Below are 15,583 nucleotides of genomic sequence, written 5' to 3'. Positions count from 1 at the left end.
TATTCATGTGTTTTTTTAATGTCTGAAATTGAGGTAAAGGGGAAAAATACAATGAAAAAACCGATTTTACTCGCCCACCGCGGATTTTCCGGAGAATACCCCGAAAACAGTCCGATTGCTTTTGAAGCCGCCGTTCAAAAAACCGCGTGTGACGGATTTGAAAGCGACGTACATATCACAAAGGATGGAAAACTGGTTATTTTCCACGATGCAACACTTGAGCGTACCTCAAACGGCACCGGTTATCTCAAGGATTACACTTATGATGAACTGATGCAGCTTGACATCGGATCATGGAAAGCGCCGGAGTTTGCAGGTCAGCATATTTGGACTTTCGATCAGCTGCTCGATTTTTGCCATGACACCCATATGCTGCTCAACATGGAACTGAAAAACTATGAGGTGTTTTACGAGGGTCTGGAGCAGATGGTGATTGATGCAGTCTGCGCACACAAAATGCAGGACGAGGTGTTTGTGTCCTCTTTCAACCATATTTCGATGCAGCACTTTAAAAACCTCAATGGCGATATTAAGACAGGACTGCTGTATGATAAGCCGTTTCTCGATATTGACAAATACATTGAACGCTCCAACGCGGATAATATGCATCCCCGCTATATGCTGCTCCAGTATCAGCCGGAACTGGTCGATCTTTACCACGGCCGCGGCATGAATGTGAACACCTGGACGGTCAATGAGGTGTCCGATATGCGCGACATGATGGAACGCGGTGTGGACTCTATCATCTCCAACCATCCCGATGTACTGTGCCGCGTGGCAGAGGAAATGTGTAAATAAAAAAGCAGGCTCCCATCTGGGAGCCTGCTTTTTTGCTTGCTTTTACTGAGCGGTGTGGAAGATAGTTGCCGGCATGGCCAACGCATTCCACTTGGCTTCACGAGCGGCCTTGCGCTCACGGTCTTTTTTGGAAAAACGGAACATCATCAAGTACTCCTTTACGCAAACGGTATTTTTCATTGACTATATTGTACCGTTTCGCGTCTTTTAAAACAAGGAGCAGCTTGGATGAATTATACAATTGTTTTGTTAAATTTATGTAAGAAATGCATAAACACTATGCATTCTTGGTGGCAACAATATTGACGTCGGTTCCACAGATATTTGCAAGCAGCACATCGCCTACTTTCACCGGTGCGGCTGCGACTACAGCATCCAGCAATGCCATGCAGTCGAACACCTTGTCCTTGGGAAGCGGCTTGTCGGTTTTGACCGGAAGACGGGGAGCGGCGCCGCCTGTCAGGCGCACGGTCGAAGTGACCACGCGCACCGGGTGCTGCAACTCATTTTTGCCGTAGGCTTCACCACGTGGACAGGCGTTGCCGGTGACCGCGAAGCCGTTTTCCTCGTCTACCGTCAGATGGCAGCCCTTGGGGCAGGTAATACAAATCAGTTCGGTCATGTTATTTGCCCTCCTCAATGGATACGGTCAGCGCGCCCTGCACTTTGTCGAGCAGTACGCGGGGCAGTTTAATGCTTTCCATTTCACCGGGTGCAAGATGCTCGCGCGCAAAGGCGGCTATCTGTGCGCCGGTTTCATCGGTAATGACGATTTTTGCGTCACGGTACACGGCGCGGACACGGAAGAAGAGAGAAACCGCGTCCGTCACCGCGTCCATGCGAATATGCTGCGGCACGGTGTATCCCACGCCGTTGCCGGCCGAAATAGGTTTAATTACAGTGGATGCGGCTACCTGCCCCGCGCAGTAGGCTGCGGCCGCATGCCCGGCGCGCTGGCTTTCCGCAGTGACAAAGTCGACCAAATCGTGCACGTGCACAACATTGCCGCAGGCAAAGACACCCGGAATAGAGGTCTCCATATTTTCATAAACGACCGGGCCGTTCGTGCGTGCGTCCATCTCAAGACCCGTCGCGCGGCTGAGCTCGTTTTCGGGAATCAGACCGACCGAAAGCAGCACGGTGTCACAGTCGAACACCATTTCGGTGCCGGGAATCGGCTGACGCTTGTTGTCAATCTGACTAACGGTCACGCGCTCCACACGGTCGCGTCCCTGGATGTCGGTAATGGTATGGGAAAGATAAAGCGGAATATCAAAATCGTTCAGGCACTGCACAATGTTGCGCGTCAGGCCGCCCGAGTAGGGCATCAGCTCGACGCAGGCCAGTACCTTCGCACCCTCAAGCGTCATACGGCGCGCCATAATCAGGCCAATGTCGCCCGAGCCGAGGATAACGACGCGTTTGCCGACCATATAGCCCTCGATATTAAGGTAACGCTGCGCCGCGCCTGCGGTAAACACGCCCGCCGGTCGGGTGCCCGGAATGGCGATTGCGCCACGGGTGCGCTCGCGGCAGCCCATTGCGAGGACGACGGACTGGGCATCCAGCACCTCATAGCCGGATGCGGCGCTTACGACATGTACCTGCTTGTCGTGGGTCACGTCAAGCACCATCGCGTCGGTTTTCACCTCGACACCAGTCGAGCGGAGCATTTCGATGAAGCGTCCCGCGTATTCCGGTCCGGTCAGTTCTTCTTTGAAAAAGTGCAGGCCGAAGCCGTTATGGATGCACTGGTTGAGGATGCCGCCGAGCTCCTTGTCGCGCTCGAGGATGCAGATGCTTTTGCAGCCGTCCTCCCACGCAGCGTGCGCCGCGGCCAGACCGGCGGGGCCGCCGCCGATGACTACGAGATCGTATTTCATGCCTTTGCGCCTCCCATCTTGGTCTGCCCGGTGATGAGGAACGTGCCGTCCTGATCCTGCAGAATGTCCATTTGGTCTGTTTTGAGTTCGCGCGCCAGAATCTCCATCACGCGCGGACCGCAGAAGCCGCCCTGACAGCGTCCCATGCCTGCACCGGCACGGCGCTTGACGCCGTCAATTGAGCAGGGCGGAATGGGGGAGTGAATCGCGTCGACGATTTCACCCTCGGTGATGGTCTCGCAGCGACAGATCACGCGGCCGTACAGCGGGTTTTCAGCGACCAGTTTCGCCTTTTCCTCGCCTGAAAGGTGTTTAAAACGGGTGACGCGGCGCGTGCCGTCGAAATCCGGCTTTTCCACATAACAGACACCCATCTGACCGAGCAGCTTTTCCGCATATTCAGCGATTGCGGGAGCCGCCGACAGACCGGGCGACTTGATGCCCGCAAGATGGAGCAGGCCGGGGCATACATCGTCAGGTTCAATGATGAAATCGGGGCGGTTAGTGATGGCACGCACGCCTGCAAAGGTGCGGATGCACTGGCGGATGTCGATCGTGGGCACGCTTCGGCGCGCGACGGTCTGCACCTCATGCAGGCCGGGGGCGGTGGTGCGCTTATCGTCTGCATCGTCCGCATCGGCCGCGTTCGGACCGACAATCAGGTTGCCATGCACGGTCGGGGAAACCAGTACGCCCTTGCCAACCGAGGAGGGACACTGGAAGATAACGTGTTTGACCAAATCGCCGCTCGATTTGTCCAAGAGATAGTATTCACCGCGTGTGGGTTTGGCCTCCCAGCCTTCGCCGCCCGCCATCTCTGCCAATTCGTGCGCATGCGTGCCGGTGCAGTTGACCGCAAAGCGGGTCTGCACGTCACCGGTCGAGGTGTGCAGCAGCACATGTCCCGCCTGTTGTTCGATGCCTGTAACCGCTGTACGCAGCCGCAGCTCAACGCCGTTTTTGACCGCTGTTTCCGCCTCGGCAATGCACAGACCCCACGGGTCAATAATCGCCGCCGAAGGCGCATAAAGTGCCCCGCGCACGGTATCGGCCAAATTGGGCTCCATTGCGTGAGTCTGCTCCGCGCTCAGCAGTTTCAGACCGGGTACGCCGTTGCGTTTGCCGTTTTCGTACATTTCCTGCAGGGTGAGCAGCTCCTGCTTGCTAAACGCGATGACGAGCGAACCGGAGCGCTGATAGTGCACATCGAGATCCTTGCACAGACCCTCCATCATTTCGCTGCCGCGTACGTTGAGTTTTGCCATCAGTGTGCCGTTCATCGGGTCGTAGCCGGCGTGCACGATTGCGCTGTTCGCCTTGGTCGTGCCCATCGCTACATCATTTTCCCGTTCGAGCACAAGCACGCGCAGATCGTAGCGGGACAAGCGGTATGCCAGCGAAGCGCCGATGACGCCGCAGCCGATGATCGTAATGTCATACATACTGTATATCCTCCTCTTTTTGTGAATGAAAAAAGAGTCAAAGCACAAAAACCACACGTTTCTACGCGCAGTTTCAGATGCTTTGACTCAATACTCCAAGCAAATATCCAGTTGTCAGTACCTAAAATATAGCACAGTCATAAAGGGGATGCAAGTCTATTTTATAAAAAACCTTGTTTCTGCTTACAAAAACCATAACTCGGCGTTGGTAGACGAAATGGCAACCGCGCCCGCGCCCAGAGCAGAAAAGATGTCCTGCTTGTCCGAAATCAGGCCACTGGCGATGATGGGCTGCCGAATGCGTGCAGACAGGCGGCTGATGATTTTGGGCATCGTGCCGGGTAAAATATCCACTGCATCCGCATCGCTCGCTTGACGCAGTACATTATCAAACGCGAGGGAATCGAGCATAAAGAAGCGCTGAATCGTCAGAAGCCCCAGCGTGCGCCCGCGGCGGATGAGGTTGGGGCGGGTTGAGATGATGCCGTCGGCATTGGTGTTGTTGGCGATGAAGTCAACGGCAACGTCTTTGCCGGCCAGTCCCTCAATCAGGTCGAGGTGGACGAAGGCTCGCTTGCCGGCAGCCTTGACACGCTCGGTCAGGCTGCCAATGGTGCAGATGGAACCATATAGAAAAAAGATAACGGCGCAGTCTGAACCGAGCGCCCGATCCAGTCCTTCGTCATTCTTGACAGCGGCAATAATAGGAGCATCCTGTAGCAGCTCCTGCAGTTTGGGGTTGGGTGACATGGGGCATGGCCTCCTTTGGGTGTTGGTCATAGTATACCATGATACGGGATGCTTTTCCAGTACTTTTTTGATATAGAATAGTCAATATGCACAAGAAGAAAAGAAGAAACTTGCGTGCATTAGCCAAAATGTGGGCGGTGGTGAATGTTTTGCTTGCGGGTGCTAGGGGGGCGTGTTATACTGAATCCAAGAAAACCAAATAACAAGTCGCTTGAGAGTTTATGAGTCAAGGCAGAACAGCACCGGTTTCGGAAGAAACCGGTCAACAGTTGTTGCATTGGCTTTTTCTTTTGCCCGGAGGTTGATAAATGAACAAAAAGATTCTAATTTTTGCACCCCATGAAGACGATGAGGTTCTTCAGACGGCGGGCATCATTCGCCAAGCGGTCACGCAGGGCGGAACAGTGTATGTCTGTCTGGTTACCAACGGGGAGTATGAGGATGAGCGCCTTGCCGCCGTCCGAATTGGTGAAAGCACAGAGGTGCTGGGAATGCTGGGCGTTCCGCCGGAGCAGATTATCAAGTTTGGCTTTGCCGATACCGGCATGCCGTACGAACAGAGTTTTCTGATGCAGCTGCTGCGGGACGAAAGCGGAAGGGTGTTGCCCTCTCGCTTTGGACGCACCGAGAGCTGGGTGCCCGAAGGCTTTTCGGACTATCGGATGACACGGGATGGCACACACAGTCCCTATACAAGGGAAGGGGTGCTGAGGGACTTCACGGATCTGATTGCTGAACTTCGGCCGGATGAAATTTACACGACTGCACCCGGCGATTACCATGGCGATCATGCCGCTTGCCCCGCCTTTGTCGAACTGGCGGTGGAGCGGGTCAGGCAGGACGATTCGGCCTATCTGCCGCGCCGCTACCATTGTATGATTCACACGGCAGATGAAGCTGCTTGGCCGCTGCGCACGGAGGGGGCGTTTACCAAACCGCCCGACTGTGATGCATTGGGACTGGACTGGGAAGCGCGTCAGACGCGTCCGCTGCCGGAAGGCTTTACAGCAGCCGATAAGCGAGCGCTGATTGAGCGATATGCTTCGCAGGACCCGTCGGCATACGGGGACTATTTACTCGCATTCGCCAAAACGGATGAGATTGTATTCCCTGTAAGCTAAACAATGCTGAAACAAAATTTAGTAACAAAGATACTTGCCTGAATGCAAGGGATGTGGTAAAGTGAATTTGTCAATATGACGAATGAAAGCTCTTGCATTTGTCGAATCCTGTACATCATGAACGATTTTACCAAAGCTTAACGCAGGATTAACAGATTGCATGTGGCAATCAACCGCGTAGGACGTTATGATAAAATGCGTCCCAACGGGAGAATCCAAAGAGTGATCCCAACGCAAACAACAAACCAAGGGGGAGAAGGAATGTTCAAGTACCTAAATCCAAAGCGCTTCTATCACGCGGCCGGCAAAAAACACTTTTGGGAGTTTTTAATTCTTGCAGGCTTTTTGCTTTTCTTTTACGGCCCGTTACTTAACATGATCATGATGGCGTTTGCCAACAAATACGAGGTTCCCGCGGTACTGCCGCAGGAGTGGGGCTTTAAGTGGTGGGAATTCGTGTTCTCACAGCAGAGTTTGGTGTCCTCAATTGTACAGTCCCTGCTCGTTGCAGTTATCACAACGGCATGCTCCATGCTGCTGTGTATCCCGGCGGCTTATGCGCTGGCGCGCTTTAAGTTCCCGGGCCGCAAGGTGTTTATGCTATCCTTCCTGCTGACCAACGCATTCCCGAAGCTCGGCATCTATACCTCAATCGGTATTTTGTTCTACAAGTACAACCTGATGGGCACGCTGCTCGGCGTTGTCATTATCCACATGATCAACTCGATGATGTTCATGGTCTGGCTGCCTGCGAGCGCGTTCCGCTCGGTTCACAGACAGCAGGAGGAGGCCGCTCGCGATGTTGGCGCAGGCCCGCTCCGCACCTTCTTCAAGGTGTCGCTGCCCATGGCAATGCCCGGTATTGCGGTTGCAACGCTGTACACCTTCCTCGGTTCGATGGAAGAGGCACAGGGCACTATGCTCGTTGGTCTGGCTCGAATCAAGACCATGCCGGTTGAAATGTACGGCATTATCCTCGATTATCCCGGACAGGCCGGCGCGGTGTTCGCTATCCTGCTCGTTATCCCCGCAGCTGTGCTGATCTTCGCAATGCGCAAGTATATCGGCCCCGAGGCGATTGCGGGTGGCTTCAAAATGAAATAAGAGGGAAGCCGGTAAATCGCTTCCAAACCAAAGTCTTACGAAATTAAGAGGGAGTTCAATATGGCTGATAGAACGGTAAAACTTGAAATTCGCGACATGACCAAGCACTACGACAACGGCGACGGCGTAGAGCACATCAACCTGAAAATCTACGAAGGCGAAATCGTCACCATGCTTGGCCCATCGGGTTGCGGCAAATCAACCATCCTGCGTACGCTGGGCGGTTTCCTCGATGTCTCGGACGGCGACATCCTGATTGACGGCAAGTCAATCATCGATCTGCCGCCTGAAAAGCGCCCGACCGCAATGGTGTTCCAGAGCTACAACCTCTGGACGCATATGACAATCTACGAAAACCTTGCGTTTGGCTTGAAGCTGCGCAAGGTACCCAAGGCGACCATCGATGAGGAAGTGAAAAAGCACCTCGCACTGGTTTCGATGTCCGGCTGTGAAAAGAAATATCCGACACAGCTTTCCGGCGGTCAGCAGCAGCGTATCGCAATTGCGCGCTCGCTGATGCTTAAGCCCTCGGTGCTGCTGCTTGACGAGCCCTTCTCCGCGCTCGATGCAAAAATCCGCCAGCAGATGCGTGAGGAACTGAAGAAAATCCAGTCCGAATTGGGCATCACGGTCGTATTCGTAACCCATGACCAGGAGGAAGCCATGGCGCTGTCCCACCGCATTGTGGTCATGAACAAGGGCGTGTTCGAACAGGTCGGCGCACCGGCTGAGATTTATGACGAGCCGGCAAGCAAGTATGTCGCATCCTTCATCGGCGAGATGAATTTTGTCAATAAAGACGGGAAAACCATTGCAGTTCGCCCGGAGGATGTTTCCATTACACAGGACATCGGCGACATCAACGGCACGGTTCGTACGATCATGATCCTCGGACACTATGTGGAAGTGAACGTTCAGTGCGGTGATACGGTTGTCAAGTGTTTTGTGGACCGCGAGCAGTCAGATAAGCTTACCGTAGGACAGGCAGTTCATCTAAAATTTGCGAAGTATCATGTTTTTTAAAAAAGGAGAGATTGGGCTATGAAAAAGAGTAGAATTTTTGCAGGCTTTATGGCGGCAGCCATGATGGTCACCGCGCTGACCGGCTGCGGCGGCGGAAAAAAGGATGATGGCGTCAGCGCCGAGCGCCTCAAGACCGTTAAGGTCTGGGCAACCGGTTCGGACAATGTCCGTCAGATCTTCGAGTCCATGGTTAAGGACTTTAACGAGAACTCCGACTACAAGGATCAGTACCAGGCTGAGCTGAACTTCATGCTGTCCGGTACCGGCGCGCAGACACTGCCCGACATGTTGGCGGCGGCGTACAAGGCAAATCAGACCAATACCGATTATGATGTAATCGACATGGGCGGCGACGACCTGTCCAAAATCATCGATCTGATTGGTGAGGATGCCTTCGTTAAGATTGACACCTCTAAGATTCCGAACTCGAGCAAGGTTTCGGCAAAGTCTGCGGTTGCTGCAGACTACTGCCAGCCGTACCGCGGCACGACCGTTGTTCTGGCTTACAACTCCAAAAACGTTTCCGAGCCGCCCAAGACCATGGAAGAACTGTTCCAGTGGGCTAAGGATCATCCGGGCCGTTTCGCTTACAACACGCCCGGCACCGGCGGTGCAGGCGACTCCTTCGCACGTACCACTGTTTATAACGATCTGCCGGAAGAGGCAATGACCAGCGCGGACCAGAAGTGGACCGAGCAGTGGGATGCCGGCTTTGCAAAGCTTGCTGAGCTGCACCCCTCCATCTACCAGTCCGGCGGCAAGATTGTTTACCCCAACAAGAACCAGGGCGCACTTGACCTGCTGTCCAACGGTGAAATCGATATGTGCCCGATGTGGGCTGACATGCTGCTTTCTCAGCGTGCTGCCGGCACTGTTCCGGATTATATCAAGATGAGCACCATTGAGCCTTCTTTCACCGGCTCTGTTCAGAGCATGATGATTCCTGCGTTCGGCTCCAATGTTGACGGCGCTTACGCGTTCATGGATTACATGCTGACCGACAGCACTCAGGAAATGCTGGTCAAGCAGATGGCTGCTATCCCGCTGATCGATACCTCTGGTATGGATATGACCGGATATGAAGATCTGGCGCAGCTGGATGTTTCCAAGTTCCGCATTATGTCTATCGGCGAACTGGGTACCGCGTTCAACGAGCGCTGGGATAACGAAATCGGTGCGATTGGCTGATTTTACTGCTGTCTAAAAAAACTGTGTCCGAGGTAACGCTATGAACAAAGAAACCAAACGGAAGCTCATCGCCTATCTGTTGGTTTTGCCGGCTTTCCTGACCGTCATGGCAGTAGTCGCAATTCCGATTTTTACGGCGCTGAAAACAAGCTTCACTGATCCCGATACCGGTGGGTTCACCCTCAGCAACTACGGATATTTCTTCACCACTCCCAATGAACTGAAGAATCTCGGCTTTACGCTGTACGTAGTTGTCGTAACGGTTGTACTCGCTATTATCATTGCATATCTGCTCGCACTGTATCTTCGCTTCATTAAGTCCCCGATTTCGCGGGCCATCGGCAGTCTGTATCTGCTCCCGCGTTTCATTCCGAGTCTGGTTGCGGTTTATGCGATGATTACCATCATCCGCGATTCCGGCCTGCTCAATCGTATTTCTCAGCTGTTCGGCGGCGACTTTAAACCGGGTCTCATGTATCAGGCCAGCGGCATGATTCTCATGAACATGTGGTTTAACGTTCCCTTCGCAGCACTCATGATTACCGCCGGTCTGGGCGCAATCCCGGATTCGATGATTGAAAGCGCGCGCGATGTCGGCGCGTCCAAGCTGCAGGTGTTCCGCTCGATTATCCTGCCGCTGTCGTTCAAGGATGTCGTTATCGCTTCGACCTTCGTGTTCATGTCCAACGTCGGTTCGTTCACCACCCCGTACTTGATGGGCGGCAACTTCCCGAAGATGCTTGGCATCTCGCTGTTTGACCAATTCAACAAGTATCTGCGGTATGAACGCGCCGCCGCACTATCGGTTATCATGTTCCTGATCTGCTCGGTTTCCGCAGGTGTGTATATCTATACAAACCTGAAAGAAAAAGAGTGGGAAAAATAGCATCAGCGGAAGAGGGAGCTTAGGCTCCCTCTTTTTCCGACTGAACAGAGGAGATAAATTGTTATGGATGTATTGCTGAGGGACGACCTCAAATTTACGGTCACGGATGTGCGGCGCAATGTGCTGCTCCCGTTTCACGTGGACAAGGCGTATGACAGACTGGTCGTATTGCTGCATTATGGGCCGAAGGCAATCAGCGACCCGGCGATTATTATGCCGCAGATTGAAGAATGTGTACGTCTTTATTTTCCCGCAGGCTATCAGCTGACGGAAGAGGATATGAAGGAGTACGATCAGTTGTTTAACTTCGTCACGCTGTCGGTTGATTGCGACGGAGAGTACGTTGGCTGCGCGCACCGTCACCCGCCTGAGCAGAAGATTGTGATTTCGGAAAGCGGTTCGAGCTGGGGGTTCGCACCGCACGCCGCATCGCCCGGCGATTGGCGCGTCGTGCTGCATGTACAGGCCGTGGTCGACGGTACGGTCGACTGCCACATTGCTGTCTGCGGACTGGAAAGGGGGGAGACGGATGATCTGCTACCGTCCATTTGAACTGCATAATCATACACAGCATAGTGACGGCCAGTTCACCGTTCCGGGCCTGATGAAGGCTGCGGCGGCGTACGGCTATGCGGGCATTGCGCTGACCGACCATAATGCGGTTACAGGGAATGCAGAGGTCACGCCTGCACTGGAAACGGAGACAGGTCTGCGCGTCATCCCGGGCATTGAGTGGACGACGTTTTACGGGCATCTGCTGGTGCTTGGCTGTGACCGTTTTATCGACTGGCGCTTTGTGACACCCGATACGATTGACACTGCACTGCAGGAAATTGCGGATGCACACGGCGTGGCCGGTATTGCGCATCCGCGCGAGGTCGGCTCGCCGCTGATGTGTGGGTGCAACTGGGAATTTCGGGTCACACGGTGGGATTTGGTCAGCTACATTGAAGTCTGGTCGCAAGAGGATCCGATGAGCCGCACAAAAAATCAATTGGTCATGCCGTGGTATGACGGACTGCTCAATCAGGGGCATCGGCTGGCGGTCAGCGCAGGACGCGACTGGCATGCTCCGGATTCAAAGGCACACCTGCTCACGGCGACCTATCTGGGCTTGTCGGAGGGCGAAGTGAATACGCCGAACACACTGGCTGCGCTGCGGGCCGGACGCACCTATATTACCCTTGGTCCGACGGTCGATTTGACCCTTTGGCAGGAGGAGGGCTGCTTCGGTCTGGGCGAAACCGCATCTGCCGGACAAGGCGAGGTGCGGGTGCAAATCGGCCTGGACGAGCGACAGGCAGTCTGGGAGCAGTGGAATATCGAAGTTAAAACCGTGCGTTTGGTTGTTAATGGGGAGACGGCAGCGGAGCAGCCTTTTACAGGAGCGCCAATTTCGTTTTCGCGCGAACTACCCCGCGGCTGGCTTCGCGCGGAGCTGCGCGGCAGTCATGCGCGCGGTAACGGCGATGGAGAAATTATTGCACTGACCAGCCCAATCTATCTGGCATAAGAAAAAGGGCACGCCGAAAGGCGTGCCCTTTTTTGCGTGGAAGATATATGCATTTTGTATGGCATATGGTATAATGACCTAAATAGCTGATGAGTTTGTAGTTTGCAGAATCCCTGTTTGCGGCATGGGATAATGCGATGACCATAGAAGCGGGGGAATTGATGATGGCGAATGAAATGCGTATTGCGATAGGCTGCTTCGGAACGCTGATTTTGCTGCTGATGCATTGTAATTTTGGTGCGCAAATCACCCCAAAAAAAGAAACGGACGACATGCTGTTCACCTGCATGCTGTTTACCAATATGGCACTGCTCTTAACGGATATGTCGATGTGGCTTCTGGATGGCACGCAATTTATCGGGGCGAGAGCTGTGTATATGCTGGTGACGGTCATCTATTTTTCACTCCATCCGGTGATTTGTTTGTTTTGGCTGCTGTATTGTGAGGAGAAAATCAATAAATCGTGGGATACGAGCAAGCGCCGGATGCCGCTTTATGGTCTGCCACTATTGCTGCTGTTGATAGGCACTGTGATGAGCTGCTCGGCGTCATTGTTTTTCCAAATCGATGCGCAGAATATTTATCACAGAGGCCGTAGCTACAATGCATTTGTGATTCTGTGCGCCGTGTATTTTATCTATACGTATTTCATTACGTTAAACGCAATCAAAAACGGAAAAAGCGATTGCTCCGGTCGGGATTTAAAGGCGCTGCTGATTTATCCGCTGTTTCCGGGGATAGGCGCTGTGTGTCAGTCATTGTACTTTGGCCTTCCGGTGATTTGGATCGGATCGGTGATATCGCTGCTCATCATTTATTTTAACTTGCAGAATGCGCAGATTACGACCGATGCTTTGACCGGAGTCAATAATCGGCGGCGTTTTGAAGAGTATCTGTGCAAAATTATCGCCGAACCTTGTGATTCTGCGGTGCGTTTTTTGCTGCTGCTGGATATTGATCGGTTTAAAGCAATCAATGATACGTATGGCCACTTAACAGGGGACGATGCGCTGCGAGCCTTTGCGGCGGTGTTAATACAATCTGTGCCGCGAAAGGACTTTATCGCCCGAATTGGCGGAGATGAGTTCGTGATCATTGGCGAGAGAGATTGCAGTGAGCATGTTCACAGCACCATCGCTCAGATTGGGGACAATTTGGTTGCGTTTAACGAACGGGAACAGAAACCGTATCGGTTATCGGCAAGCATAGGCTGTGCGATGCTGCGGCAAAACGAAAAGAAAACCGTGGATGAACTCATCATGGAAGCGGATCAGCAAATGTACAAGGAAAAACAGCGCTTGCGGCTGTGAGTAATTTTTTAGGAGCTTCCTTTCACGGGGAAGCTCTTTTCTTTTTTAAAGTCGGCAAAATCCTACTATATTTCAGCCGAAATATCGATTGTGTGTCGCAGAGCAATCTTTTATAATGGGAAAAACGAAGCGATATCTTTCAATCGCTTTGAGAAGGAGTCTATACCATGAAGCAAATCCGTTCCCATGTAGAACTGCTCAGCGCCGACGAAATCGAGCTCATCCACAAAAAGTCACTGCGCCTGTTGGAGAAAACCGGTATGAAGGTGCCGAATCGCGAGGTGCGCCGTCTGGCCGCCGCACTTGGCGCAAAGGCAGACGACGCGAGCGATATCGTCCACCTGCCTGCAGATATGATGGAGGAGCTGCTCAAAACGGTGCGGCATACATCGTGTGACGCAAAGCGTACGACGGATACCGTGTCAAAGCTCACAGGCAATGTCTCTACGCAGATTTTCATGGTCGATTATGCGACGGGTGAGCGGCGATATGGGACAATGGATGACGTGCGTAATGGCATTGCGCTGATTCAGTCGCTGGATAATATTCCGCTTGCCAACGCGGTTACCGTGCCGAGCGATGTGCCCAGTGCGCTCAGTGATGTACTTTGCTATCGAGAAATCTACAAATATTCGAAAAAACCGGGTGGAACCTATGTGCTGACGCCGGATTCCGCGCGGTACATCATCGAAATGTCGCGCGTCATGGGACGTGAGGTCAGCTACCTGTTTGATACCATTAGTCCGCTCTCGTTTGCGGAAAACAGCTTGGAAATCGCACTCATCTTCCGCGAGCATCAGCTCGAACTGACCATGACGCCGATGGTGATGGCTGGCTCGACCGGCCCGATTTCGCTCGCCGGATTGCTGACGCTGCAAAATGCAGAGGTGCTCGGCAGCTTGTTTTTCATCTATGCAATCACCGGACGTATTCCGAAGTACGTTGCTTCAGGACACACCAACGATGTGCGCCACAATATGTTTTGTTCGTTTGGCTCGCCCAATCAGGCGCTGATTGGCGTGGGTGTAGCACAAATGGCAGCATATTACGGACTGAAGTGCGGTTCAAACGCAGGTCTGACAGACTCGATTTTCCCGGATTTTCAGTGCGGCTTCGAAAAGACCTTGTCGACCGCCTTCAGCATGCTGGCGGGCACGGAAGCGATCGGCGGTCAGGGCATTGTCGGCGCGGATCAGGGCATGAGCTTTGCACAACTGGTTTTGGACAACGAGTGGATTGATGCCTTTAATTATGTAACGCGTGGCATTGAAGTGGATGAGGATAGCATCTGTCTGGATACCATCGAAGAGGTGGGAATCGGCGGCAACTTCCTCGGTGAGGAGCACACGGTGGAGTATATGCGCGAAAGCAGCTGGCCGGGCACGCTCTTCGATCGGGATAGCTATGAAAACCTGACCTCGCGCAAGCATGACCTGCTGCGTTCGGCCGACGAACGTGCACGTGCGATGATTGAAAAAAACCGGACAGACGAGCCGGTCGTTTCAGAAGAGATTGCCAAAGAGCTCGATGCAATTGCACAGCATGCGTGCAAGCGGCTTGGCGGCTGATACATGGCAAAAGGAATCCCCGCGAACCCATTGGGTTCGCGGGGATTCTTCTCTTTAGAAGGAAAACACCGAATCAGTGCTGCATGGGGTCATAACGCCAGCCGCAGTCGTTGTGATAAATCATCTGATGTGTCATGCCGCCATCAACGCAGATGTTTTCTCCTGTGATGAAGCTTGCTTGTTCGCTGCACAGAAAGAGCACCAGATTTGCAATGTCGGCAGGTGTGCCGACACGCCCCGCCGGATGCTGTATGGCATCCGCACCCGAAAAGACCGCGCCTGTTGTGTCAATCCATCCCGGCGAGATGGAATTGACGCGGACACGCCCCGCCAGCGTGGCGGCCAGAGCATGGGTCAGCGCGGCAATGCCGCCCTTGGCCGCAGTATAGCTTTCGGTCTCCGGTTGGCTCATGCGGTCGCGCGAGGAAGAAATATTGATAATGCTTGCACCTGCTGCAAAATACGGCGCGAACAGCTGTGCCAGCAGAAAGGGAGCGGACACACCGACGCGCAGCACATAGTTAAAATCCTCATAAGAGCAGCTTTGCAGGCCGCCGCGGCTGAGCATTGCGTTGTTGATGACAAAATCAACGTGCCCGTAGCTGTGGAGCACCTTGTCGGCAAAGGTGCGCAGTGCGGTCTCATCTGCGAGGTCTCCGGTGAAAAAGTCGTTTTCTGTTCGGTCAATCACGCAGACGGTCGCACCGGCTGCACGAAACGCGCCACAGATTGCCTTGCCAATGCCTGCCGCGCCACCGGTGACGACGGCGATTTTTCCTGTAAAGTCCATGTAGGATACTCCTTTATGCTTCAGCTTTATCGGTCAGCCGGCGCAATGCACGCCTATGGCTCCAGTTCATAATAGCATGTTTGCGCGAGTAGAGCAACCGCACGTGCAGCGTGGTATGCCGTTTAGCGGTTGCTCCTTCGTCAAAACAGAGAATTGTAGGGAATCGACAAGAGGAGTTGTCTTTCGTGAATTTATTTTGTTGACAAC

16 protein-coding genes are annotated in these 15,583 nt (G+C 53.4%); 10 read left to right on the top strand and 6 right to left on the bottom strand.

Going from position 1 to position 15,583, the window contains the following annotated elements; all coding sequences use genetic code 11:
- Positions 1 to 51 precede the first annotated feature (51 nt).
- Positions 52 to 798, top strand: coding sequence for a glycerophosphodiester phosphodiesterase (locus QOX26_RS00305; RefSeq protein WP_283672891.1), 747 nt, complete (start codon positions 52 to 54; stop codon positions 796 to 798).
- A gap of 42 nt (positions 799 to 840) precedes the next feature.
- Here QOX26_RS00305 and QOX26_RS00300 read toward each other — a convergent pair whose 3' ends face one another.
- The 5 genes from QOX26_RS00300 to QOX26_RS00280 form a co-directional block, all read right to left on the bottom strand.
- On the bottom strand, positions 841 to 978 hold the full coding sequence (locus tag QOX26_RS00300; RefSeq protein WP_283672890.1) for a hypothetical protein: 138 nt from the start codon (positions 976 to 978) through the stop codon (positions 841 to 843).
- Between the two features lie 97 nt (positions 979 to 1,075).
- On the bottom strand, positions 1,076 to 1,420 hold the full coding sequence (locus QOX26_RS00295; RefSeq protein WP_283672889.1) for a DUF1667 domain-containing protein: 345 nt from the start codon (positions 1,418 to 1,420) through the stop codon (positions 1,076 to 1,078).
- A 1-nt stretch (position 1,421) separates the two neighbouring features.
- The gene (locus QOX26_RS00290; protein WP_283672888.1) at positions 1,422 to 2,681 is read right to left on the bottom strand and encodes an NAD(P)/FAD-dependent oxidoreductase; all 1,260 of its coding nucleotides are present in this window, start codon (positions 2,679 to 2,681) and stop codon (positions 1,422 to 1,424) included.
- Positions 2,678 to 4,123, bottom strand: a complete 1,446-nt coding sequence (locus tag QOX26_RS00285) for an NAD(P)/FAD-dependent oxidoreductase (RefSeq protein ID WP_283672887.1) — start codon at positions 4,121 to 4,123, stop codon at positions 2,678 to 2,680. Before QOX26_RS00285 ends, QOX26_RS00290 begins: the two co-directional genes overlap by 4 nt.
- A gap of 183 nt (positions 4,124 to 4,306) precedes the next feature.
- Positions 4,307 to 4,873, bottom strand: a complete 567-nt coding sequence (locus QOX26_RS00280) for a glycerol-3-phosphate responsive antiterminator (protein WP_283672886.1) — start codon at positions 4,871 to 4,873, stop codon at positions 4,307 to 4,309.
- A gap of 308 nt (positions 4,874 to 5,181) precedes the next feature.
- Between QOX26_RS00280 and QOX26_RS00275 the strand changes: the two genes are divergently transcribed.
- The 9 genes from QOX26_RS00275 (at position 5,182) to QOX26_RS00235 (ending at position 14,586) form a co-directional block, all read left to right on the top strand.
- Positions 5,182 to 5,994 carry a PIG-L deacetylase family protein gene (locus tag QOX26_RS00275; protein ID WP_283672885.1) on the top strand — a complete coding sequence of 271 codons (813 nt, stop codon included), beginning with the start codon at positions 5,182 to 5,184 and terminating at the stop codon, positions 5,992 to 5,994.
- Positions 5,995 to 6,255: 261 nt separating this feature from the next.
- Positions 6,256 to 7,098 carry an ABC transporter permease gene (locus QOX26_RS00270; RefSeq protein WP_283672884.1) on the top strand — a complete coding sequence of 281 codons (843 nt, stop codon included), beginning with the start codon at positions 6,256 to 6,258 and terminating at the stop codon, positions 7,096 to 7,098.
- Positions 7,099 to 7,158: 60 nt separating this feature from the next.
- Positions 7,159 to 8,121 carry an ABC transporter ATP-binding protein gene (locus tag QOX26_RS00265; protein ID WP_283672883.1) on the top strand — a complete coding sequence of 321 codons (963 nt, stop codon included), beginning with the start codon at positions 7,159 to 7,161 and terminating at the stop codon, positions 8,119 to 8,121.
- Between the two features lie 18 nt (positions 8,122 to 8,139).
- Positions 8,140 to 9,309 (top strand): extracellular solute-binding protein, encoded by a 1,170-nt coding sequence (locus tag QOX26_RS00260; RefSeq protein WP_283672882.1) that lies wholly within the window; start codon positions 8,140 to 8,142, stop codon positions 9,307 to 9,309.
- A 40-nt stretch (positions 9,310 to 9,349) separates the two neighbouring features.
- Complete coding sequence (locus tag QOX26_RS00255; protein ID WP_283672881.1) at positions 9,350 to 10,195, top strand: ABC transporter permease; 846 nt, start codon at positions 9,350 to 9,352, stop codon at positions 10,193 to 10,195.
- Positions 10,196 to 10,258: 63 nt separating this feature from the next.
- Complete coding sequence (locus QOX26_RS00250) at positions 10,259 to 10,747, top strand: hypothetical protein (RefSeq protein ID WP_283672880.1); 489 nt, start codon at positions 10,259 to 10,261, stop codon at positions 10,745 to 10,747.
- The gene (locus QOX26_RS00245) at positions 10,725 to 11,708 is read left to right on the top strand and encodes a CehA/McbA family metallohydrolase (RefSeq protein ID WP_283672879.1); all 984 of its coding nucleotides are present in this window, start codon (positions 10,725 to 10,727) and stop codon (positions 11,706 to 11,708) included. The genes QOX26_RS00250 and QOX26_RS00245 overlap by 23 nt, the downstream gene beginning before the upstream one ends.
- Positions 11,709 to 11,845: 137 nt before the next feature.
- Positions 11,846 to 13,018, top strand: coding sequence for a GGDEF domain-containing protein (locus QOX26_RS00240; RefSeq protein ID WP_283672878.1), 1,173 nt, complete (start codon positions 11,846 to 11,848; stop codon positions 13,016 to 13,018).
- Between the two features lie 167 nt (positions 13,019 to 13,185).
- On the top strand, positions 13,186 to 14,586 hold the full coding sequence (locus QOX26_RS00235) for a trimethylamine methyltransferase family protein (RefSeq protein WP_283672877.1): 1,401 nt from the start codon (positions 13,186 to 13,188) through the stop codon (positions 14,584 to 14,586).
- 73 nt (positions 14,587 to 14,659) lie between these two features.
- Here QOX26_RS00235 and QOX26_RS00230 read toward each other — a convergent pair whose 3' ends face one another.
- Positions 14,660 to 15,376 (bottom strand): SDR family oxidoreductase, encoded by a 717-nt coding sequence (locus QOX26_RS00230; RefSeq protein WP_283672876.1) that lies wholly within the window; start codon positions 15,374 to 15,376, stop codon positions 14,660 to 14,662.
- Between the last annotated feature and the right edge of the window lie 207 nt (positions 15,377 to 15,583).

Source organism: Butyricicoccus sp. Marseille-Q5471, assembly GCF_951230135.1.
Taxonomy (GTDB): domain Bacteria; phylum Bacillota; class Clostridia; order Oscillospirales; family Butyricicoccaceae; genus Agathobaculum.
This window is presented reverse-complemented; position numbering and strand designations above follow the sequence as displayed.